This is a genomic window from Thermosyntropha sp. (assembly GCF_017656155.1).
GTDB lineage: Bacteria > Bacillota > Syntrophomonadia > Syntrophomonadales > Syntrophomonadaceae > Thermosyntropha.
Map to the genome: position 1 here is coordinate 155,507 of NZ_JACDOH010000003.1, position 21,526 is coordinate 177,032.

At 39.0% G+C, this 21,526-nt stretch carries 24 protein-coding genes; 1 reads left to right on the forward strand and 23 read right to left on the reverse strand.

Going from position 1 to position 21,526, the window contains the following annotated elements; genetic code table 11:
- Position 1: 1 nt before the first annotated feature.
- From H0Z36_RS04305 to H0Z36_RS04335, 7 genes are all read right to left on the reverse strand, one after another.
- A complete protein-coding gene (locus tag H0Z36_RS04305) occupies positions 2 to 1,483 on the reverse strand; it encodes an anthranilate synthase component I family protein (RefSeq protein WP_296864017.1) in 1,482 nt (493 codons plus the stop codon).
- 345 nt (positions 1,484 to 1,828) lie between these two features.
- Complete coding sequence (locus H0Z36_RS04310; protein ID WP_296864018.1) at positions 1,829 to 2,671, reverse strand: ABC transporter permease subunit; 843 nt, start codon at positions 2,669 to 2,671, stop codon at positions 1,829 to 1,831.
- Between the two features lie 20 nt (positions 2,672 to 2,691).
- Positions 2,692 to 3,591, reverse strand: a complete 900-nt coding sequence (locus H0Z36_RS04315) for an ABC transporter ATP-binding protein (RefSeq protein WP_296864019.1) — start codon at positions 3,589 to 3,591, stop codon at positions 2,692 to 2,694.
- A gap of 4 nt (positions 3,592 to 3,595) precedes the next feature.
- Positions 3,596 to 4,693, reverse strand: a complete 1,098-nt coding sequence (locus H0Z36_RS04320; RefSeq protein ID WP_296864020.1) for a DUF4367 domain-containing protein — start codon at positions 4,691 to 4,693, stop codon at positions 3,596 to 3,598.
- Positions 4,665 to 5,192, reverse strand: coding sequence for a sigma-70 family RNA polymerase sigma factor (locus tag H0Z36_RS04325; protein ID WP_296864131.1), 528 nt, complete (start codon positions 5,190 to 5,192; stop codon positions 4,665 to 4,667). The genes H0Z36_RS04320 and H0Z36_RS04325 overlap by 29 nt, the downstream gene beginning before the upstream one ends.
- A gap of 182 nt (positions 5,193 to 5,374) precedes the next feature.
- On the reverse strand, positions 5,375 to 6,232 hold the full coding sequence (locus H0Z36_RS04330; RefSeq protein ID WP_296864021.1) for a M50 family metallopeptidase: 858 nt from the start codon (positions 6,230 to 6,232) through the stop codon (positions 5,375 to 5,377).
- Positions 6,233 to 6,805, reverse strand: a complete 573-nt coding sequence (locus H0Z36_RS04335; RefSeq protein WP_296864022.1) for a M23 family metallopeptidase — start codon at positions 6,803 to 6,805, stop codon at positions 6,233 to 6,235.
- Positions 6,806 to 6,967: 162 nt separating this feature from the next.
- Between H0Z36_RS04335 and H0Z36_RS04340 the strand changes: the two genes are divergently transcribed.
- Positions 6,968 to 7,945 carry a nitronate monooxygenase gene (locus tag H0Z36_RS04340; protein WP_296864023.1) on the forward strand — a complete coding sequence of 326 codons (978 nt, stop codon included), beginning with the start codon at positions 6,968 to 6,970 and terminating at the stop codon, positions 7,943 to 7,945.
- Positions 7,946 to 7,995: 50 nt separating this feature from the next.
- Here the strand turns inward: H0Z36_RS04340 and H0Z36_RS04345 are convergent, their stop codons facing one another.
- The 16 genes from H0Z36_RS04345 to H0Z36_RS04420 form a co-directional block, all read right to left on the reverse strand.
- Positions 7,996 to 8,454: a YkvA family protein gene (locus tag H0Z36_RS04345; RefSeq protein WP_296864024.1), complete on the reverse strand. Its 459-nt coding sequence runs from the start codon at positions 8,452 to 8,454 to the stop codon at positions 7,996 to 7,998.
- A gap of 21 nt (positions 8,455 to 8,475) precedes the next feature.
- Positions 8,476 to 9,612 (reverse strand): rod shape-determining protein RodA, encoded by a 1,137-nt coding sequence (gene rodA / locus H0Z36_RS04350; RefSeq protein WP_296864025.1) that lies wholly within the window; start codon positions 9,610 to 9,612, stop codon positions 8,476 to 8,478.
- A gap of 126 nt (positions 9,613 to 9,738) precedes the next feature.
- Positions 9,739 to 10,011 (reverse strand): cell division topological specificity factor MinE, encoded by a 273-nt coding sequence (gene minE, locus H0Z36_RS04355; RefSeq protein WP_296864026.1) that lies wholly within the window; start codon positions 10,009 to 10,011, stop codon positions 9,739 to 9,741.
- An 18-nt stretch (positions 10,012 to 10,029) separates the two neighbouring features.
- Positions 10,030 to 10,830: a septum site-determining protein MinD gene (minD, locus tag H0Z36_RS04360; RefSeq protein WP_296864027.1), complete on the reverse strand. Its 801-nt coding sequence runs from the start codon at positions 10,828 to 10,830 to the stop codon at positions 10,030 to 10,032.
- A gap of 12 nt (positions 10,831 to 10,842) precedes the next feature.
- Positions 10,843 to 11,499, reverse strand: a complete 657-nt coding sequence (gene minC / locus H0Z36_RS10645) for a septum site-determining protein MinC (protein ID WP_366508860.1) — start codon at positions 11,497 to 11,499, stop codon at positions 10,843 to 10,845.
- A 144-nt stretch (positions 11,500 to 11,643) separates the two neighbouring features.
- A complete protein-coding gene (locus H0Z36_RS04370) occupies positions 11,644 to 13,719 on the reverse strand; it encodes a penicillin-binding protein 2 (RefSeq protein WP_296864028.1) in 2,076 nt (691 codons plus the stop codon).
- Positions 13,719 to 14,222 (reverse strand): rod shape-determining protein MreD, encoded by a 504-nt coding sequence (gene mreD / locus H0Z36_RS04375; protein ID WP_296864029.1) that lies wholly within the window; start codon positions 14,220 to 14,222, stop codon positions 13,719 to 13,721. Before mreD ends, H0Z36_RS04370 begins: the two co-directional genes overlap by 1 nt.
- Positions 14,223 to 14,225: 3 nt before the next feature.
- Positions 14,226 to 15,086: a rod shape-determining protein MreC gene (gene mreC / locus H0Z36_RS04380; RefSeq protein WP_296864030.1), complete on the reverse strand. Its 861-nt coding sequence runs from the start codon at positions 15,084 to 15,086 to the stop codon at positions 14,226 to 14,228.
- A gap of 14 nt (positions 15,087 to 15,100) precedes the next feature.
- Positions 15,101 to 16,120: a rod shape-determining protein gene (locus H0Z36_RS04385; RefSeq protein ID WP_296864031.1), complete on the reverse strand. Its 1,020-nt coding sequence runs from the start codon at positions 16,118 to 16,120 to the stop codon at positions 15,101 to 15,103.
- 18 nt (positions 16,121 to 16,138) lie between these two features.
- Complete coding sequence (gene radC, locus H0Z36_RS04390; protein WP_296864032.1) at positions 16,139 to 16,825, reverse strand: DNA repair protein RadC; 687 nt, start codon at positions 16,823 to 16,825, stop codon at positions 16,139 to 16,141.
- Positions 16,812 to 17,411, reverse strand: coding sequence for a nucleoside triphosphate pyrophosphatase (locus H0Z36_RS04395; protein WP_296864033.1), 600 nt, complete (start codon positions 17,409 to 17,411; stop codon positions 16,812 to 16,814). The genes radC and H0Z36_RS04395 overlap by 14 nt, the downstream gene beginning before the upstream one ends.
- Before the next feature lie 23 nt (positions 17,412 to 17,434).
- On the reverse strand, positions 17,435 to 17,701 hold the full coding sequence (locus H0Z36_RS04400; protein WP_296864034.1) for a DUF4321 domain-containing protein: 267 nt from the start codon (positions 17,699 to 17,701) through the stop codon (positions 17,435 to 17,437).
- A gap of 136 nt (positions 17,702 to 17,837) precedes the next feature.
- Positions 17,838 to 18,467, reverse strand: a complete 630-nt coding sequence (locus H0Z36_RS04405; RefSeq protein WP_296864035.1) for a redox-sensing transcriptional repressor Rex — start codon at positions 18,465 to 18,467, stop codon at positions 17,838 to 17,840.
- 81 nt (positions 18,468 to 18,548) lie between these two features.
- Positions 18,549 to 19,538, reverse strand: coding sequence for an inorganic phosphate transporter (locus H0Z36_RS04410; protein ID WP_296864036.1), 990 nt, complete (start codon positions 19,536 to 19,538; stop codon positions 18,549 to 18,551).
- Positions 19,531 to 20,163: a DUF47 family protein gene (locus H0Z36_RS04415; RefSeq protein ID WP_296864037.1), complete on the reverse strand. Its 633-nt coding sequence runs from the start codon at positions 20,161 to 20,163 to the stop codon at positions 19,531 to 19,533. The genes H0Z36_RS04410 and H0Z36_RS04415 overlap by 8 nt, the downstream gene beginning before the upstream one ends.
- Positions 20,164 to 20,246: 83 nt before the next feature.
- Entirely contained in the window at positions 20,247 to 21,518 is a 1,272-nt protein-coding gene (locus tag H0Z36_RS04420) for a folylpolyglutamate synthase/dihydrofolate synthase family protein (protein ID WP_296864038.1), read from the reverse strand.
- Between the last annotated feature and the right edge of the window lie 8 nt (positions 21,519 to 21,526).

Here is a 21,526-nt window from a genome sequence, read left to right on the forward strand (position 1 = left end):
TTTAACCCTCCTCCTCCGCTCCTTTTATAGCCTCAATTAAGGCTTTAGCCTTATTTATCGTTTCCTCGTACTCCTTCTCTGGAACTGAGCCTTCAACTATTCCGGCTCCGCTCTGGAGCAAATAAATTCCATCTTTATACCACATCGCCCTTATGGTTATGCAGGAATCTAAAATCTGATTAAAACCTATATAACCGACTGAACCTCCATAAAAACCCCGATTTGCACCTTCCAGCTCGCTTATTATCTCCATGGCTCTTTTCTTGGGAGCACCAGTTAAAGTTCCGGCTGGAAAACAGGCAGCAAAGGCTTCGATAACATCAATTCCCGGTTTTAAAACTCCTTCCACAGTTGAAACTATATGCATTACATGAGAATAGATCTCAGGGTAAAAGAATTCCTTGACCTTAACAGTTCCAGGAAGGCTAACCTTCCCGACATCATTGCGGCTTAAATCTACCAGCATCAGATGTTCTGCCCGTTCTTTCTCATCTTCCAAAAGTAGCAAATACTCTTCTTTTGTCCCCCCCTGGTGAGTAACTTTGCGGGTTCCGGCAATAGGCCTGGTTCTTAAAACCCCATTTTCCACTTTAACCATCATCTCCGGTGAAGCCCCCAAAAGTACACCGTGCGGGAGATTAAGATAAAACATATAGGGAGAAGGATTTATCTGTCGCAGTCTTTTATAAACCTCAATTGGAGGGGCTGTGCTTTTTTTATAAAGCCTTCGCGACAAAACTACCTGAAAAATATCCCCGGTATTGATATATTTTTTAGCCTTCTCTACCATTTGACAAAAGCTTTCTTTATCGATGTCACTTTCAAATTCGCTTAGATCCCTTTCTTTCAAAACCGGCTTTCCTAATTCTGTGCTTTCTTCTCTGGAAGATAAAATTGAAAATAAAAGATAGTCCAATTCTTCATATACCTTCTCAACTTCATGAACAGATTTAAGCCACAAAAAAACGGTTACCCTATTTTCATACCGGTCATGGACAACAACCTTTCCCGGCATGAAAAAATACCCTTCTTTTCCATCAAGGGATACAGGCTCTAATTCCTGCATAAAAAGACCTGACTCATAAGAAAAGTAGCCAATAATTCCTCCACAGAAAAAGGGAAAATCAGGCGAAAAAACCTTTATGGAATTTAAAAAATTCCTGATTATCCTTATTCCACATCTTTTTTTTAAAGAAGGATTCAATATGTGCATATCATGAAAAGCTAAAACAGAAAAGCGGTTATTATCCCGACCGCTCATGCTTTCCAGAAGACAGCTCGGAGGGGAAGGATTAAGGCTTTCATAAAAAGAAAGCAGGCTGAAATTTTTAACTTCTGTTGAAGCATAAACTGGAACATAATCGTAGATTTCAAAAAGATTTCTGATTTCATCAGGGGAAAAAGCAGCTTTCACCCCCGATAAAGGCAAATAAAAACCAGCATGAACCGACATGCTGGCAGTAAAATTACCATCCCGGCTCATCTCTTCAATCTCTCCTCATCTAATTTAATCTAATCTCATCTCAAAAAGTTAGATATTCAATTTTTATTCATTAAAAAACAAATTCATGATTTTGTCAAGGACTTTTATAATCCATCAAATAAATTTATTTCTTTCTTCTTCCAATCGATTTTCCTGTATTTTTTTACCATTTATAAATGTATTAGCTGATATTTCATGACTATGCCTTACAATATTTACATTGCCGGTTTTCTTATATTTTCTAATTATTTGCTCTTTGAATTCATTACTCCTCGCCAGTTTTTCTTCTAAAGTATTATAGGTCTAAATGCTAAAACAATTTCGCAAAACAGTCTACATAGGCTGCTAACTCAGGTCTTTATTGTTAAAAAAATAGACAGTCAATACCAGAAGCACCATAATATATATCAGGGTATAAAATAACATAGCCGTGCTCGGTACGGAAACAGTACCAAAAGGACCGAGCTGGCTCATTATCCCGATTTCCATAAAATCACTGATTTTAGAAACCGTCAGGCGAAAAAGAGCATCGACCGGCAGGATTAAGCTGCTTATAATTCCCATGTTAACCAGTCCTGTTTTATGAATAATGGCCCCTATCTGTTCCATCATTCCTCCGATTATAGCCAGAGAATACAGTACAAACATGGATACACCATTAGCCATAGAGCTCATCAGGGTTGAGCCCAGAAATACCGGAGCTAAAAGACATACAGGTATTAACATGAATATGAGTACCCCCAGAGTAACACCAGCCCACGAAACTGAGAGCCTGAAAAAATAAATGCTTAAAGCCATTACCGCACCAGCCAAAACCCCGGCATGAAGTGCTGTGGAAAAAGCATAAACCCCAAACTTACCCATTATAATTGAACTGCGTTTAATCGGTTTAGAGGCCAGAAACAGCACAGTCCCGCTTTCAACCTCATGAGAAATACTTCCAACTCCCAGCATAATAGCCAGCGTGCCGGTTAAAAAACTCGATATAAACAAACCAAAAGTCAGCAGTTCAAAACCGACCTCCTGCATAAAAAGTGCCTGCATTCCTCCTCCCGCAGGTGCATTTTTAACAAGATAATGCAAACCTACCCCATAAAAAATAAGATAAATCAAAGTAAGGATTATGCCTATATGCAAAATCTTTTTGTTTATTATTTCTCTAAATGTTAATCTGACTATATTTTTCATTGTTTCCCCTCCGGCCCAACTTAATCTTTTACCAAATCCAAAAATACCTCTTCTAAACTTCTGCCGTGCATTGTGGCCCTATATATACGAACTCCGCCTGCTGCCAGCCGGGAAATAATTACAGGTACTTCCTCCTCATCAGATATGCCAATGGTAAAGGTTCTGTTATCATCAAGCCCCAGCAGCTTTCCTTCCCTCTCCCATTCACTCAAGATGGCTGCAGGTACTCCTTCTGCCTTCAGGCTCAGCTGATGACTGCTTAGAACAAAATCTGAAATTTTACCACTGGCAACCAACCTGCCCTTTTTTATAAAAGCCAGATGCGTGCAGCTGGCTTCCATTTCACTTAAGAGATGACTATTAATAAAAAGGGTCGTACCAGAAGCTTTTAACTGTTCAATTATCTCCCTGACCTCTTTTCTCCCTACCGGATCAAGGGCTGAAGTAGGCTCGTCCAAAAAAATAAGCTTTGGGTCATGTAAAATTGCTGCTGCCAGTCCCAGTCTCTGCTGCATCCCCTTGGAATAATTTTTAATCTCCTCCTTCTCCCGGCCTTTCAGCCCTACTGTCTCCAAAGCCTTATCAATCGCAGCCTGCTGCCTGTGAGGAGGAATATCATAAAACCTGGCCGATATTTTAAGTAGCTCATATCCGCTCAGCCAATCATAAAAACGGAAAAGCTCAGGTAAATACCCCGTATTCAGCCGGGATCTAGGATCAGACACAGGTATCCCGTTGAGCAAGGCCCTGCCGGAACTGGGCTTAACCAATCCCAGGATCATTTTTACCAGAGTGCTTTTTCCCGCCCCATTAGGCCCTAAAAGCCCAAAAACCTGCCCCTCCGCAACGGAGAGGCAGATATCATCACAGGCCAGATTATTTCCGTATCGCTTAGTAAGATTAATAGTTTCAATCAGCATCTCATCACCTCATTGATTCTGCAACATTTAATAATTCATCTTTATCACAGTCAGAACCACCCAACCAGAACATAACTCCGTTATCCTGCCAGACCAGGTACTTGGTATCAGCTTCTTCCAGATAAATTGCTTCATTGCCATTTATCTTAACCACTTCATGTTCTCCCTCAAGCACAGGGACAGGCAGGGTGTTTTCCCAGTTGCTTACAGATTCCAGCTGTTTTTTCACATGATCCGGCCAGATAGGCAAAGCAATAAGCGCTTTAGCCACTTCATTCACATCAACCCCTGCCGGAACCTGAATTTCGAGTCCCGGTCCCTGAACCAGCTCATATTTATCAAAAGATACTGTCAAAACCTCAGGTATAACAATTCTGAAGGTTTTTCCGTCAATATTTTCTGACAGTAAATAATCACTGCCCAGGGATTTTAGTATTTTGTTTACATTTTCCACCTTTAACTTTACTTCCAGATCAGATACCTTTTCAACAGTCATATCTTTTATCTTTTCATCGTAAGGTTCAGCAGGTAATTTAGCCTTAAAAGGCAGATTCTTAAGATCCTCTACCTTAATTTCATTTCTTTCCCATTCTCCATTAGTTTTGAAAGTACCTATACTGTCGATATCTATATTCTCGGCCTCAGTACTGTATAAGGCTTCCTCAATCTGATTCAAATCCGAATGTGTAAAGCTGACAGTAGTCATTTTCTCTACCCTAAAGATCTGCAGCAGGTTCTCTGCCATGACCTGTACAGAAGGGACAGAAAACAGGAAAGTAAAAGCCAGCACTATAGCTGCCGCTATACCAAATCTCTTAAACTTCATCAATACCTCTCCTTTCCTTCTGGTAACGGTAGTTCGGGTAATATTCGTCCAAACCTCATCCATTCCAGTAACATCTATATCTTGATATTGCTGACGTAAATCTTTCAAGTGTTCACAGCAAAAATCTGCAGTCTTAAGCATTTCTTCCAAACGCCGCGAACAAGCCGGACATGAGGTTAAGTGTTTTCCCAATTCAGCCTTTTCTATACTGTTCAGCTCCCCATCTATATATGCCTGTAATACTGCTCTATCCGGACACCGCATTCCTTTCAGCATCAGCAACCTCCTTTCCCTCATACTCCACCTTAAACCTTTTCATGGCACGGGCAAGTAAAGTGCCGACTGATCCCAGAGAAATGCCCATCACTTCGGCAATTTCTTTATAAGATAATCCCTCCATTCTCAATTTCAAAAGCAGCTGATCTTTCCATGATAATCTTTTTAAAGCTTCCTCAACTTCAAAATTAGTCAAATCACGGTCCATGTTACTGGCAATCTCCTTACTTTCCAGTGCTTCATAATCCTCCAAATTAAGCCTCACATTCCGATGACGCAGGTAATTGTATGACAGATGGGTACATACTTTCCGCAGCCAGGCCCGGGGCTGTTCAATTTCTTCCGGCCTGTCAAGGCTAAACCAGCGGAGGAAAACTTCCTGGCAAATATCTTGGGCAACTTCTTTTTCACCCGTAAGGTAGAATGCATAACGATAAATCACCGGATATTCATTTTCAAAGAACTCTCTTGCCTCATCTGCATTCCACTTTCGTTTCAGAAAACCCTCCTCCCTTCTGAAGTCTTAAGAGCGCTCTCATTATCTATGACAATTTAAACACTCATTTTATTACACCTCAAAGCAAAAATTTTTCCACTTTTGTATCCTGATCTCAATAATGTTTAGAGGCGAGAACAAAATCTCGCCCCTATCATTTAAACGCCCATCTGCCTTATATATCTCTACAAATCTTTCAAAGTAGCATTAGGTCCCCTGGTAAGCATACATTCGATAAGTTCTGCCTCGCCATACATACCCTGTACATGATGATTTTCATCTACAATGACAACCAGGGTATATTCCTGAGGTCTTAATGTCGATAAAATATCTTTTATCTTAGTATCGGCATAACTAACCAGCTGGCGGCTCTTAAGAAATCCTTTCCCATTAAGCTCTTTCTTTTTGTTGACCAAAAAACGCATAAAAGCATAATTTAATAATTTGCTTTCCCGCCTTGCTCCCCAAAAAAGAAATACTCCTGCTAATATATAGTTAATTCCGGAAAAATCATAAATAAATAATTTATATCCACCATAAGAAGCAAGGAAAACCGAAAACAACTGCCCCAGGAACGCAGCATTTGATGTAGCCTTCCTGTAACCATTAGAGGTTGATAAAAATGCTCTCAAAATGCGTCCGCCATCTAGCGGCAGACAGGGAAAAAGATTAAAAATCCCCAATATAAAATTAACCTTAATAAAATAAGCCAGACTTTCCTCAGGCAAAGAGTAAAAATAAAAAACTGCCGCTGTTATTAAACTGGCAACCGGTCCAGCTAAAGCAACATACAACTCTTTTAACGGTTCCAAACCTGTAAAGTCTTCAAGCTGTGCCTGACCACCAAAAGGAAATAATTCTATCTCCAAAATCTTAACATGCATAGTTTTAGAAACAAAAATATGTCCCAACTCATGTATTATTACTGCTGCAATTATTATAAGGATCTCTATACCCATGCCTAACAAAATACACACCAGAGATAAAATCAGAACTAAAAAATTAACTTTTAATTTGATCCCACCTATATTACCTATTCTCATTTATTCCACAATACTGTTCGAATTTATAGGCCCCTCCTGATCGCGCAGTTCCATATACAAAACATCGGTACTCTTCCCTAAAATCGTCTCTTTATCAACTTTGCTTTTTTCAGTAACTAAAATCTCTTTTAAGCCACCATAAAGAGAAAAAAAACTTTCATCATGCTTTATCAATACATATCTGCCTTTTTTATCGCTGCCAATCTCTTCTACCACACCTTCAGTTATCGGTTTTATAAGTGAATTATTTTTGACCTTAATTCTTATCCCGGGGGAGAATTCCTGCCTTTTTTCTTTTTCATTCCAGTACCATCCGTATTTTTGTATCACATATAAAAATTCACACGGTTTTTGCCATCTAATGCCTTTTGACATTACAGGTACTTCTTCATGCTCTTCCTGGTAATTTTCTAAAAAAGCTGCTATTTTACTTTCAAAGCCATAATCTCTGAGTATATATCTGAGGACAGGTTCTACCACTGCTTTGCTTTCATGTCCTGCTTTTAAAGAAATACTGGTGAAAATAGCAATAATCAAAACTATAAACATTCTGAATCGAAAACTACCCAGCATAATAAGTCCCTCCCCCCTTATATGGACATACCTCTTATAAAATAATATAAAAGTTTTTTACATTTATTACTCCATTTTTAACTTAAATAAAAAAATCATTTTGCTTTAAATATTTCATTATTGTAATATATAAGTACATACTGAATTAAGAGGAGGAATACTATGCAAATTAAAACCAGGATAACGGAATTATTTGGAATCGAATATCCAATAATATGTGGAGGAATGCTTTGGCTTGCTACACCAGAACTGTGTGCAGCTATTTCTAACGCAGGAGGACTGGGGAATATAACTGCCTGCAACTACAACACCGGGGAAGAACTTAGAGAAGCCATACAGAAAGCCCGTCAGCTTACCGATAAACCTATCGGCGTAAATATCACCCTCCTGCCTTCTATGCGCTTCACCGAAGAAATCTTTGACGATTTTTTCAAAGTGTGTGCCGAAGAAAAAGTAGAAGTAATTGAAGTATCCGGCAAACCAGCAACAAAATACCTGGACATGCTGCACAAAGCCGGGGTAAAAGTTATGCACAAAGTAGGAGCAGTCAGGCATGCCAAAAATATCGAAAGATACGGTTATGACGCAGTAATTGCCGCTGGAATAGAAGAAGGCGGACATCCTTTAAATGATGACGTTACTACTATGGTTCTCCTTCCACGCATTGTAGAAAGCGTAAGAATACCGGTAATCGCAACTGGAGGTATAGCCACCGGCAAGCAAATGGCTGCTGCCTTAACCCTTGGAGCAGAAGGAGTCCTTATGGCTACACGGTTTATTGCTACCAAAGAATGTCAGGTTCATCCAAAAATATGGGAAGAGTTAATCAAACGCGAAGAATATGAAACTACTCTTATCTGCAAATCAGTCGGTTTGCAAGGAAGAGCCTTGAAAAACAAACTTACCGAACAGGTTTTAGAAATTGAAGCCCGCAGTGGCGACCTTATGGAAATCATCCCTCTCCTATCCGGCCAGAGAGCTAAAGAAGCCTGGACCACCGGTGAAGTAGATAATGCAGCATTGATGGTAGGTCAATCAATAGGTATGATAAAAGAAGTATTAACCTGTGAAGAACTGATTACATCAATGGTAAAAGAAGCTAAAGAAACGTTCGAAAAGCAGTTAGCAAGATTCAGTTAAAACCTTCAAAAGTCTGAGGCAGGAGAAAATTTCTCCTGCCTATTTGTTTGCTACTTTATTTCATATTCAACATCAATAAAATCCCTATCCTTCTTTCCCGGATTTTCTACTTTCTTTATAAGTTTGCGGTAAATACCTGGAGGAATAAAGCTTACCGCAAGATTTATAATATTTTCGGTTATTTCAAGCAAATCCCTTCTTCCATCCCAATAGGAAAGCAAAACCTCATGTTCCACACTGTCCATAAGCCGTTTGGTAGTAAGGGCTAAAAGCAAGAGGTCATCTAATTTTCCCAGGAAAGGGACAATATCAGGCAAAAAATCAACCGGAGACAAAACATAAGCAACCGTTGCCCCTAATAAAACCTTATCTGCCTTAGGCACCCTTTCATCTTTCATCAGCCGATACATAAGCTTCATAAAATTAGGAATAAAAAGAAGAGCTTCCTTCAGCCAGGTTTCATCATTATTCCGTGTCTCATCCTTCACGCTATCTGAGTTCAAAGACATAACTCCACCTCCTTAACTTTTCTAAAAAACTATCTTCTTCCCCCTTATATTTACACTCAAAACTATTCCTACTGCAACTATGTTGGTAAGCATCGAACTTCCACCATAACTCAAAAAAGGCAAAGGAATTCCGGTTATAGGCATTATTCCTATTGACATTCCAATATTTTCAAAAATATGAAAAAGCCACATGGCGCTGATTCCTGCCACTATCAGAGTACCATATAAATCACGTGCACTATAGCTTATATAAATCGCTCGTAAAAGCAAAATCCCATATAAAATTATTACTGAAACAGCACCAATAAAACCTAGTTCTTCTCCAATCACTGCATATATAAAATCCGTATGATGTTCAGGTAAAAAATTAAGCTGAACCTGGGTACCGTTAAACAAGCCTTTTCCGGTAAGTCCGCCAGAACCTATAGCTATAAGGGACTGAATCGTATTCCAGCCAAACCCTCTTCCACCCTGTCCGTCATTATAAGGATCAATAAAAGCTATAAGCCGTTTTATCTGATAATCCTCCAATGGAAGCCAGGTACCAAACTGAAAATGCATAAAAATCATAATCAAAACAACCGTTAAACCAGCTATTACCATCCCCCAGATAATACGGGGATTAGCACCTGCTATAAGCAGCATAACCAGAGTAAACGCAATATATACCAAACCGGTTCCCAAATCAGGCTGCATCATAATAAGTCCAAAAGGAACTCCTATATATAAAAGACAAACTAATATCCCTTCAAGGGAATCTAACTTAGACCTCTTTTGATTTATAAAATCAGCAAATGCTAATATTACTAAAACTTTGGTAAACTCAGCCGGTTGCACTGCGGGCAGAGGCCCTATACTTATCCATCCGGTAGTACCTCTTACTTCCTGCCCTAAGGCTAAAACGATAATAAGAAGAATTACAGAAATCCCGTAAAATATCCAACTATAGCGTGAAAATTGCGTATAATCATATCCTATAATCAAAAAAGCAATTATCAAACCTAAAACAATAGCCCCCAACTGTTTTTTAACATAAAAATAAGGGTCAGGTGACATAGTATTAGAAGCGCTGAATAAAACAATCAATCCTAAAATCACCAAAATAAACCAGACAAAAATAAAAGATCTATCAATAAATTTTAACCTTTTTAGCTCCATTTCAAACTACCTCCCATGTTTATTATACCACAGGAGGATGTATTAAAATTAAAAGGGCTTTTTCGTATATACATAAATATACATAAAAAAAAGAGGTCTTAATAACCTCCTTTCAATAAACAAAACTCATACACCAACCGCCCTTTTGAAACCTTTTACGGGTATATTAGCCACCAAAGCAACGGAATTTTCTTCATTTTCCAGATTAACCATCAGTGCATCTTCATCAATATCCAGATATTCTCTTATAACCTTTATCAAATCCTCCTTAAGTGCATTTAAAAACTCAGGGGATACTGAAGCACGGTCATGTACCAAGACCAGCCTCAGCCTTTCCCGGGCAATATCTTTGCTGGAAACTGCGTCTCTGTTAAATATTTTATTTAAAATATCCAACAAAACCATACCCTCCCTCACTTATCTGGCTAATTTAAGCATTTTGCGGAATCTATCTACAAGGTTGCCGGTATCATCAAGAGATTCAATCGGGACATTTTCGCCCATTATCCTGCGGGCAATGCGGCGATAAGCTGCCCCCGCCCTAGAATTATTTTCAATAACCGCTGGTTCACCTTTATTAGTCGATATTACTATTGTTTCATCTTCCGGTACTACTCCTAAAAGTTCTATAGATAAAATTTCAATTATATCTCCTATGTCCATCATATCCCCGCGTTTTACCATTTTACTGCGCAAACGGTTTATTATGAGCCTCGGATTATTAAGGCCGGCCGCTTCCAACAAACCTATGATGCGATCAGCATCCCTTACCGAAGAAACTTCCGGCGTAGCAACAACTATGGCATCATCTGCCCCAGCTATTGCGTTTTTAAATCCCTGTTCTATGCCTGCAGGACAGTCTACCAGTATAAAATCAAAGCTATTCCTCAATTCATTGGTCAAATTCTTCATTTGATGGGGGCTCACCGCACTTTTATCTTTGGTTTGGGCTGCCGGTAAAAGGTACAAACCTTCAAATCTCTTATCTTTAATAAGCGCCTGTTTTAATTTACAATTGCCATTGACAACATCAACAATGTCAAATACTATGCGGTTTTCCAAACCCATAACAACATCCAAATTACGCAAACCAATGTCAGTGTCGATAAGTACAACCTTCTGATTCATCATAGCCAAAGCAGTGCCTAGATTGGCAGTGGTCGTTGTTTTTCCTACCCCACCTTTCCCGGAAGTAATAACAATAACTTTTCCTTTCATCCTTTAGCCTCCTCATATTTTTAACTTCTCAATCACAACTTTACCAGCTCGTATACGTGCAATTTCGGGAGCATTTACAATAATCACCTCTCCATCAGGAGGACGGGTAATATGATTGGCTATACGCAGTTGTGTAGGGTTAAGTCTCAATGCTGCTATAACTGTATTTTCATCTCCAAAAGCCCCGGCATGTGCCATCCCTCTTAATACTCCCATAACTATGATATTTCCCCCTGCAATAACTTCCGCACCTGGATTAACATCTCCCAAAATGACTATGTTTCCCCTGGCAAAACATTTTTGTCCTGAGCGCAAATTCCTTCGAATCAGTGCAGTTTCTTCATATTCAGGCATATCTTCAGGAAAGCCAATAAACCCTTCCTCCGAAACCTTGGAAAAAGACTCCTTTCTTTTTTGTTTTCCCGGCGGTCCATTCGTCATGAGCTCTTTCAAGTGTAAGCCATAGTCCAGTAATATATCCTCTATTTCCCTTATCTGTTTATCTGTCAAACTTTTGTCCCCTACATAAACATTGATTTTCATCCCTGGAAGCAAAACCTTGCTCTGTCTTATTTCCTTTTGAAGCCCCTTCTTCATTTCTGCGAAAGTATCATAAATCTCAAGATTTATTACATTTTCTCCTTCCCAAATTTTTACTGCTGCTGACACCTTACAGTCCTCCATTCAACATCATTTTCTTTCCTAACAATTCTATTACTTCATTTTTTTTCCTGCAATGAAAAACAAAAAAATAGGGGGAATATTTCCTAATTCCCCCTATTTTAGTCGTATGTCCTGACCAAAATTATGCTATTATTCGCGTCCAATAGTCGACAAATCTGTCGTTTTTTCTTGATTCTGTTCCATTTCAGCCACATGATCTTTTAAACCAAAATACTGCTCAAAAACAGCACGCGCTACATATCCTGCTGACCCCCCGCCGCTAAAACCATATTCTACAATTCCTGCAAAAGCTATTTGCGGATCATCAGCTGGGGCAAACGCAATAAACACCCCATGAAAATCATGCCTGCGGTCATCCCCTACTCTTCCAGTTTCAGCAGTTCCTGTCTTGGCAGCAACCTGTATCTCAGGCGGAAAATCTGCAAAAAGATGATATGCTGTTCCGCCTGGCCGCGTAACTTCAATCATGGCTCTTTTTGTTTCAGCTAAAGTCTTTGGCTTTACTGAAACCTTTCTTATGATAGTCGGTTTAAACTCTTTTATTACTTTTCCTTCGGGGCTAACTATTTTCTTGGCAACATGAGGTTTCATCAGCTTGCCTCCATTAGCAATGGCTGCTGTATAATTAGCCAGTTGAATAACAGTATAGTCATTCGATCCCTGTCCTATCGACATATTAAAAGTATCAAAAGGTTGCCATTTGGTATGAAAATTGTAATCAATCTTATACTGAGCTTCCAGCATTGCTTTCTCACTCGCCTTTTTTTTCTCTAATTTTTCTCGTTCCTCCTCATTCTTCGCTTCTTTAAGCAATGCATTATACTTTTCTTCCAGATTTTTTCTTTTTTCTTCATATTTACGGTTAATAAGCAATGCATTAAGCTCTTTTTTCCATTCAACTGTTGGTAAAAGCCCGGTCTTCTCTCCCGGCAAATCAATTCCCGTAGGCTGCCCCAAACCAAATTCATAAGCCAGTTTTATTATCTCATCTTTACCAGCCCTGCGTCCCATTTCTTGGAAATAAGTGTTGCAGGACACAGCTAATGCTTTATAATAATTAACGTTTCCATGAATCCCGGTACATTTTATATAAGGAGCAATCCAATATCTCCCCTGGCAATTAACATAATCCTTTAAAGGATCCATAACACCCTTTTCCAAAGCTGCCATACCGGTTATAGGTTTAAAAGTAGAACCCGGCGGATAAGTCGCCTGTATCGCACGGTTGATGGCCGCACCTGGATTGAGAGGATCATAGTATTTACCCTGGGGAAAATAATAAAGAGCTTTTTCCGGAGTCAGATTTCCTTTCCAATCGTCCGGATTTAAATCAGGCTTACTGGCCATAGCCAGGATTTCTCCTGTTTTAACATCGATAACTACAGCTGCACCTACCTTGGCCTTAGTATACCCTGATTCCTGCAACCGCTGTAAGGTATCGTCCAAGCTTTTCTCCATCACTTTTTGCAAATCCATATCTATTGTTAAATACAAATTATTCCCTCTTACCGGTTCTAAAGTAACCAACTCTCGTATTGGTCTGCCAGCAGCATCCACTTCTACCCGCCGCGCTCCATATTTTCCTCTAAGTTCTTTCTCATATGTTTTTTCTACTCCAGCCTTGCCTACCAGACTGTTTATGTTATATACTCCCTCTTCAGCCGCAGCTAATTCTTCAGCATTTATGGAATGTATATACCCTAAAACATGTCCAGCCACCGGACCATTAGGATAATAACGCAAAGGCTCTACATTTATTTCAACCCCACTGAGTTCGCGTCGGCTTTCTTCAATTTTTACCACCAGCTCCCAAGGAACGTCACGCATGATAACAACAGGCTCATATAAACGATACCTCTGCTTCTCTATCTTCTCCTTTATCGTTTCAACAGTAACATCAGGATAATATTCATCCATAATATCTGCTAATTTTTTAACAACATTTTCCTGATTACCCTCCAAGGCTGATAAAGTCAATGTATATACCAGTTTATTTGATGCTAAAACTTCTCCATTTGATGCATATATCTCACCGCGGGGGGGTTTTATTGAAAGAAGCCGTATTCGATTCTGCTTGGCCTGGGTCTGATAAATTTCATTGTGCAAAAGCTGGAGAACAGCAAGCTTAATACCTAGAACAGTTAAAAGACCTATGATTAGATAAGAATATATTTTAAATCTCTTTTCTGCTCTGGCTGATTTCATTACCTCTCCCCACCATGCCTCAATACCCCACTATTTGAGGCATTATAATACCATATATAAACAGGCACAGCTAAAAACAGATTATAAAGGCTTTGCAAAAGCAACATCTTCAACATATTAAAGTCAATATTTAAAAAAATCGGCCCTATAAAACTTAAAAGAAAAAGGAACAAACCGTTTAATATGGTAGCCAAAAATACCCCTAAAGCACCCACCATAATATTTTCCTTAAAAACATTGCCTTGAAGACGACCTGCTATATAAGCTGTCAAAGCTTTGCTTAACGCATTAAACCCCACAAACCTGCCCAAAAAAAGATCTTCCAAAAGACCACATAAATATCCATAAACTGCACCCTTTTCCGCTCCATTAAACAGAGCAAAAAAAATTACAAAAATCAAAACTAAGTCTGGTACAACACCATTTATATTATAAAAGCCAAATAATGTCGACTGTAAAAATATTGCCATAACTGGCAATACAAATAATACAAAATATCTCATTTTTTAGTCCTGCTCCTCATTTAAAACATTTGGAGGTTTTTTATAATCAGTAATAACTAAAACCTCCTCCAATTTGTCAAAATTCACTGCTGGCTTTATATCTGCCGAAAGTAAAAGTCCTCCTGGCTCATGATATATCTCTTCAACTTTACCTACCATTATTCCTTTAGGATAAATCTGGGATAAACCTGAAGTAATAACATGGTAGTTTTTCTTGATATTCGAATAATACGGTATATTAGTCATCCTCAAAGTATTGCTGTTACCGGTTCCTTCAACTATTCCATTAGTTTCCCGGCTTTCCTGGACTAAAACCCCTATAGCAGTCGATCTATCAGTAAGCAGACTTACATAAGAGACATTATGACTGGTGTTGGTAATTATACCTACCAGACCTTCTGGACTTATAACCGGCATCCCTTTTGTAAGCCCATTATTTTTTCCTTTATCAATGATAATTCCTTGATACCAGTTGTTAGGACTCCTTCCTACTACCCTCGCCGCCGTTAGACTATAAGTTTCTAAACTGGTATTCTTAAAATCTAAAATATTTTGCAATCTTTCGGCCTCAGTCTTATATTCTTTTAATGTTTGATTTTCCAACCTCAGTTTTTCATTTTCGTGCTTAAGCTCATCAATAGTCCTTTTTAACATTCTCCTATCTTCAAAAAAAGCTTCCAAAGAAGAAAAAGCGTCCCTAATACCGCTAACCCCGCTGAAAAGCGGGGTATAAGCTTCACAAACCCAGTTTTCTATAATAGTTATATCACGGCGCTCATAGGAACTCACTTTTATAAAAAACAATGAGATAACTATAATAGAAACAATAATCCAAAAATATCTTTTTTTCATTAAGCTGCGCAAGATTTTTCACCTGTCTAAAATGTTTTTTTAGGTCCAATTAAAACCCGCTTCAAAACCTCGATATTCTCCAGAACCTTACCGGTACCTCGGGCTACAGCTAAAAGAGGCTCCTCACAAACATATACCGGCATATTAGTTTCCCGACTGATGAGTTTATCTAAACCGCGCAGGAGCGAACCTCCACCTGCCATTACAATACCACGATCCATAATATCAGAAGCCAATTCAGGCGGAGTCTTTTCCAAACATACTTTAATGCCTTCAACAATAGCATCGATAGTTTCTTTCAAAGCCCCTTGAATTTCTAAGCTGGATACTTTTATAACCTTGGGAAGCCCAGTTACAAGATCCCTTCCCTTAACTTCATAATATTCTTCTGGTCCTTCCCATAAAGCAGAACCTATGGAAATTTTTATATCTTCCGCAGTTCTTTCCCCAATAAGCAGATTATAATTCTTCTTTAAATGCTGGATTATAGCTTCATCCATATCATCTCCTGCTACCCTTACCGACTTGGAAGTTACAATTCCCCCTAAAGATATTACCGCTACTTCTGTAGTTCCTCCTCCAATATCAACAATAAGATTTCCAGTAGGTTCATGAACGGGAAGACCTGCTCCTATTGCTGCAGCCATCGGTTCTTCAATAAGATACGCTTCTTTAGCTCCTCCCTGCAGGGCAGCTTCTCTTACCGCCCTTTCTTCTACCGTCGTGCAGCCGGTAGGAACACTTATTATAACCCGTGGCCTAGCCAAAGGTGTTTTTTGTCCCAAAGCTTTATTTATAAAATACTTAAGCATAGCCTGAGTTACATCAAAATCGGCAATAACCCCATCTTTCATAGGTCTTATGGCCACGATATTTCCTGGGGTTCTGCCTATCATCTGCTTTGCTTCATCACCTACTGCCAGGACATTTCCCGTATCACTCTGAATCGCTACAACTGAAGGCTCACTTATAACTACTCCTTTTCCTTTTATATGGACTAAAGTATTAGCAGTTCCTAAATCTATTCCTAAATCTTTGCCAAACAATGTTTTTTCCTCCTTCAATCATATTAGACCTTCTGCTTTTAAACTGCAGTATCTATTTTCTCCAATTATTATATGATCAAGAACTTCTATTCCCAGGATCTTTCCCGCATTCACCATCTGCCTGGTAATTTCAATATCTTCATTACTTGGACTGGGATTACCGCTGGGATGGTTATGCACTAAAATAACCGAAGCAGCACTGAGCTTTACCGCATTCTTAAAAACCTCACGCGGATGCACGATTGCAGTGCTGAGACTCCCTATTGACACATCTTCCATAAAAATAACCCCATTTTTTCGATCCAAATATAAAACCCGAAAATGCTCACGGTCAAAATAACGCATATCTTCCATTACTATATTTTTAACATCTTCCGGAGATTTCACCAATTGCCTTTCCTGAACTGCTAAGGACATACGACGACCCAGTTCCAAAGCAGCCTTAATAGCCACCGCTTTAGCGGGACCAACCCCTCGTTCACTAATAAGTTCATTGAGGCTTGCATCTCTTAAATTACGCAAACCCCGGTATTTGACCAGTAAATTTTGAGCAAGAGAAAGAGCATTTAAATTTTTAGTTCCCATACCTAATATTATTGCTAAAAGTTCGGCCTCACTTAAACTCGCCTCTCCTTTAGCCAACATTTTTTCACGCGGGCGCATATCAACTGGCATATCCTTAATCCCAACATTATACTCCCCCAAAACCTTCTCCCCCTAAAATATTTAGCCCTAAAACTTTAAACATTTTGTTTAAACGGTTTAACGGCAGACCTACCACATTAAAATAGCAGCCTTCAATTTTTTCCACCAAAAGGGCACCTAAGCCCTGTATGCCGTAAGCACCTGCCTTATCCATTGGTTCACCCGTTTTTATATAATACCATATTTCTTCTTCCTCTAAAGTGCGGAAATATACATTTGTCAATTCTGCCTCCACTATTTTTATATTTTTGCCTATATCTTTAACACATACCCCAGTAATAACCTGATGTTTCTTCCCGCTTAACATTGACAACATGGCATGAGCTTCATTTTCATCTGCTGGTTTACCTAATATTTTTCTTCCCAAAACAACAACTGTATCAGCAGCAACAACAATGCCTTTGCTGTACTGATCAGCCACATTTTCGGCCTTATTACTGGCCAGTCTTTTTACCACTTCTTCCGGATTTTCATGGGAATAAAACTCTTCATCAACTGAGGCAGGATGTTTTATAAAATCTATTCCTATACACCTCAAAAGTTCGCTGCGTCTTGGCGATTCTGAGGCAAGTATAATTTTCGGCACATTATCTCCTCACCTTACTAAAATTATAATCTGCGGTAAACTATATAAGCTATTACAAATCCCAGTAAGGTAAAAAGATTAATATATATTATAAAACCAAAAGTAAAAGTAAAAACCTCAAGATCTATAGTAAATTTCGGTATGCCAATACTCTGTGAAACACCTAAAAAAGCTAATTCAGGCCATAATTTTATTATAGCATTCCCGATCCATCCTCCCACAATTCCTCCTAAGATAAGCAAAATGAGTAATACCTGCCAGGCAGGATATGAATGCGACCTTGATGCCATCAGCTTTATCTCCCCCTGCAAGATTTTTCTAAAGTTTAACATTACTTTTTAGTAAAAACAAGGGAGATTAAAAGAGTAAAAGCCCTCTTAAAGAGAGCTTTTATCAGCAATATATTATATATGACTAATCGAATAATCAACTGTTAAATACAAGATTGAAGCTTAACACTTCGAGATTAACCGAAAGATCCACATTACGCAAAACAACTTCACGCGGCACTTTTAATACTCGCGGGGAAAAGTTTAAAATGGCTTTAACTCCAGCCTTGATTAATTGATCTGTCACATCCTGAGCAGCTGAAGCCGGCACTGCTACTACCCCAATAGTTATATTTCTTTCCTTGACTCTAGTTTCTAAAACCTCTAAAGGTTCAACCTCAATATTGCCCAACTTAGTGCCGATTATATTCTCATCTACATCCAGAACCGTCGTAATATTAAAACCTCTTTCAGCAAATCCCTGATATAAGGCCAGAGCAGAACCCAATTTTCCGGCTCCTACAATCATAACATTCCACTGCTGGTCTAATCCTAATATTTTAATGATATGATTGTACAACTCTTCTACTTTATATCCTACCCCTCTGGTACCAAACTCACCAAAATAAGCTAAATCCTTTCTTACCTGGGCTGAGCTTACCCCTACACCTTTTGCTATATCACCTGAGGATACTGTTTCTACCCCTTCGCGTCCTAACTGATATAAATATCGGGAGTAAACAGAAAGCCTCATTACAGTTGCCTCAGGAATTTTAAAGACCTTCAAAAACCTCCCACTCCTTTAACATGGTTATACCTTATTGTAGCATTTTGTGAAAAAAATATCTATTATTTCTTTACTTATTAATCAACTAAATATCCTTATCATATTATAAAATAATGCGGCAACTAATCCAGATAAAGGTATAGTAATAAACCAGGCTATCACAATTTGGCGGGCAATACTCCATCTTACGCCTTTTAATCTTTTAGCTGCTCCTACTCCCATTATCGAAGATGAAACTACATGGGTGGTGCTGACAGGTGCCCCCAAAAGGGTTGCTGTATAAATAGTGATAGATGAAGTAAAATCAGCGGCAAATCCGTTTATGGGCTCAATACGAAATATCTTACCGCCCATAGTTCTTATAATCTTCCACCCTCCTATTGCTGTTCCTGCCGCCATAGACAAAGCACATGCTATCTTTACCCAGAGAGGAACATAAAAAGTTGAAATAAATCCTCCACTAAACAGAATCATTGTAATTATTCCCATGGACTTCTGGGCATCATTTGAACCATGAGCAAATGATGCCATGGCAGCAGATAGGACCTGCAGCTTGCGGAATTTATTATTAGTTTTAGCTGGAGATGCCCATCTAAAAAGCCAGAAAAGCAAGGTCATCATAATACTGCCCATAACAAATCCTATAACTGGGGAAATAATCAAACCGGCAAAGATTTTAACAAAACCATGCCAGTTTACAGCTTCAGATCCAAAAGCAGCCACAGCAGCACCGCTCAATCCCCCAATCAAGGCATGGGAAGAGCTGCTTGGAATGCCAAAATACCAGGTAAATAAATTCCAAAAAATTGCCCCTGAAAGGGCTGCAATTAAAACCAGAGGGGAAATAACTTCCGGCTGAACTATATTTTTACCGATTGTTGCTGCCACGGCAGTTCCGCTTAAAGCCCCTAAAAAGTTTAAGACAGCCGCCATCATTACCGCTGTCCTGGGAGATAAAGCTTTGGTTGATACTGAAGTTGCTACTGCATTGGCAGTATCATGGAATCCATTGATATAATCAAATGCAAGAGCTAATAATACTACCAGAACTATGGAGAAAAAACTATACATATTTTATAGCTACTCCCTTTAATATATTGCTGACATCTTCACAATCATCCAGAGTAGTTTCCAAATGTTCATAGATTTCTTTCCATTTTATAACATCAACCGGATTTTCGTTTTTCTCAAAAAGAAGGGCAATACCTGTACGATACAGGTAATCCCCTTCATGTTCCAATGCTCTTATTCTGTCACAAGAACTTATAATTTCTTTATACGCATTTCGTATGTCCGGAAGTTTTTTAATTGCTTTCTTAATTTCCAACGCAGCTTCTTCTAGGACATCAGCCAGTTTCAATACATAAATTGATTCAGGCTTACCTGCCTTATAGATAACTACCTTTTCCATAGTACCCTGGATGTGATCTATTACATTGTTCAATTCCCTTACCAGAAGCAGAATATCTTCACGATCAAAGGGGGTAACAAAAGAACTGTTAAGCTGCCGCATTACCTTTGATAAAAGTTGATCTCCCCGTTCTTCAACTTTGTTCATTTTTTCCAAAGTACTTTCCGGCTCAGCATATTCGGCAAAAAACTTTTTCAAAAGCTCCGATCCTTCACATAAAATATCTGCCATTTCATCAAAATAGGTAAAAAATCTTTCATCACGCGGCTTCAAGCGAAAGACCAATTTTATGCCCCCTTAAGATTTGCTATCCTGTATACATTATATCAACAATAAAATGAACTTACTGTTAAGAATTTGTTAATACTCTAGTCCTTCACAAATACACGGCGGGCTTGATTTATCACATAAAACGAACCGGTAATAAGCAGATATTCATCTTTCCTTAACATTTCTAAGCCTTTTTTTACCGCTTGAGCAATATCTTCTATCTGATAAACTTCTATTTCGGGATACAAATCGGCAAAAATAGCGGCTGCTCTCCTCCAGTTATTTCCACGCGGGCCTTCCGGCCTCGTAAGGACACACACTCTGGTGTCCTGACCTAAAAAATTCAAAGTTTCTGTGGCGTCTTTATCGTCTACCATCCCGCATACCAAGACCTTTTGCCTGCCTGGAAGCAAAGAGGCTAATGAACGGTTCAAAGCAGAAGCCCCATGCGGATTATGCGCCACATCGACAATTACCAAGGGATCACGACTAACTATTTCAAGCCTTCCCGGTATGTGAAGTGAAGCTAAAGCATCCCTGACATTATCATCAGTAATTTTATAGCCCAGTTGTTTTAAAACCATTAAGGCAGTATAAGCAGTTGCCAGGTTGTCAAGCTGATAATCTCCTAAAAGCGCAAAAGAAACTGAGTTTAATTCATACCCAGCAAATTCTATCGATACCTTTTGCTCCCCGATTTGAGGAAGATCCTCTCTTTTTACCCAGGTCATACTGCTGGCATAAATAGGAGCCCCTTTAGCCCCGGCCTCCTTTATTACTACCTGCCAGGCTTCTTCAGGCAAATCGCCTACTACTACCGGAACACCAGTTTTTATTATTCCCGCCTTGTTATAAGCTACTTCAGCTATAGTTGTCCCTAAAAAATCAGTATGGTCAAGCCCCACACTTGTTATTACTGAAACCAAAGGAGTAATTACATTGGTAGAATCATACAATCCTCCCATTCCTACCTCTATCACGGCAATATCAACTTCAGCATCCTTAAAATACTGAAAAGCTATAGCAGTAAGCACTTCAAATTCCGTAGGATGAGGGAAACCTTCTTCTACCATCACCGCAATTTTTTCTTCTACCTCATCGATATACCTTTTCAAAGTCCAGGGATCGATTTCCACTCCATCAATCGTAAATCTTTCCCGATACGAATGGACATGGGGAGAAATAAATCTCCCCACCTTATACCCGGCTTTAGTCAAAACAGAAGCGATTATAAGAGAAGTAGAACCTTTACCATTAGTTCCGGCAATATGCACACACTTAAGCTCTTTCTCCGGATTTCCCATTTCTTTCAATAATCTTTCAATTCGCTCAAGTCCCGGCTTGCTTCCCAAAGCAGTAAGCTGGGACAAATGTTCTT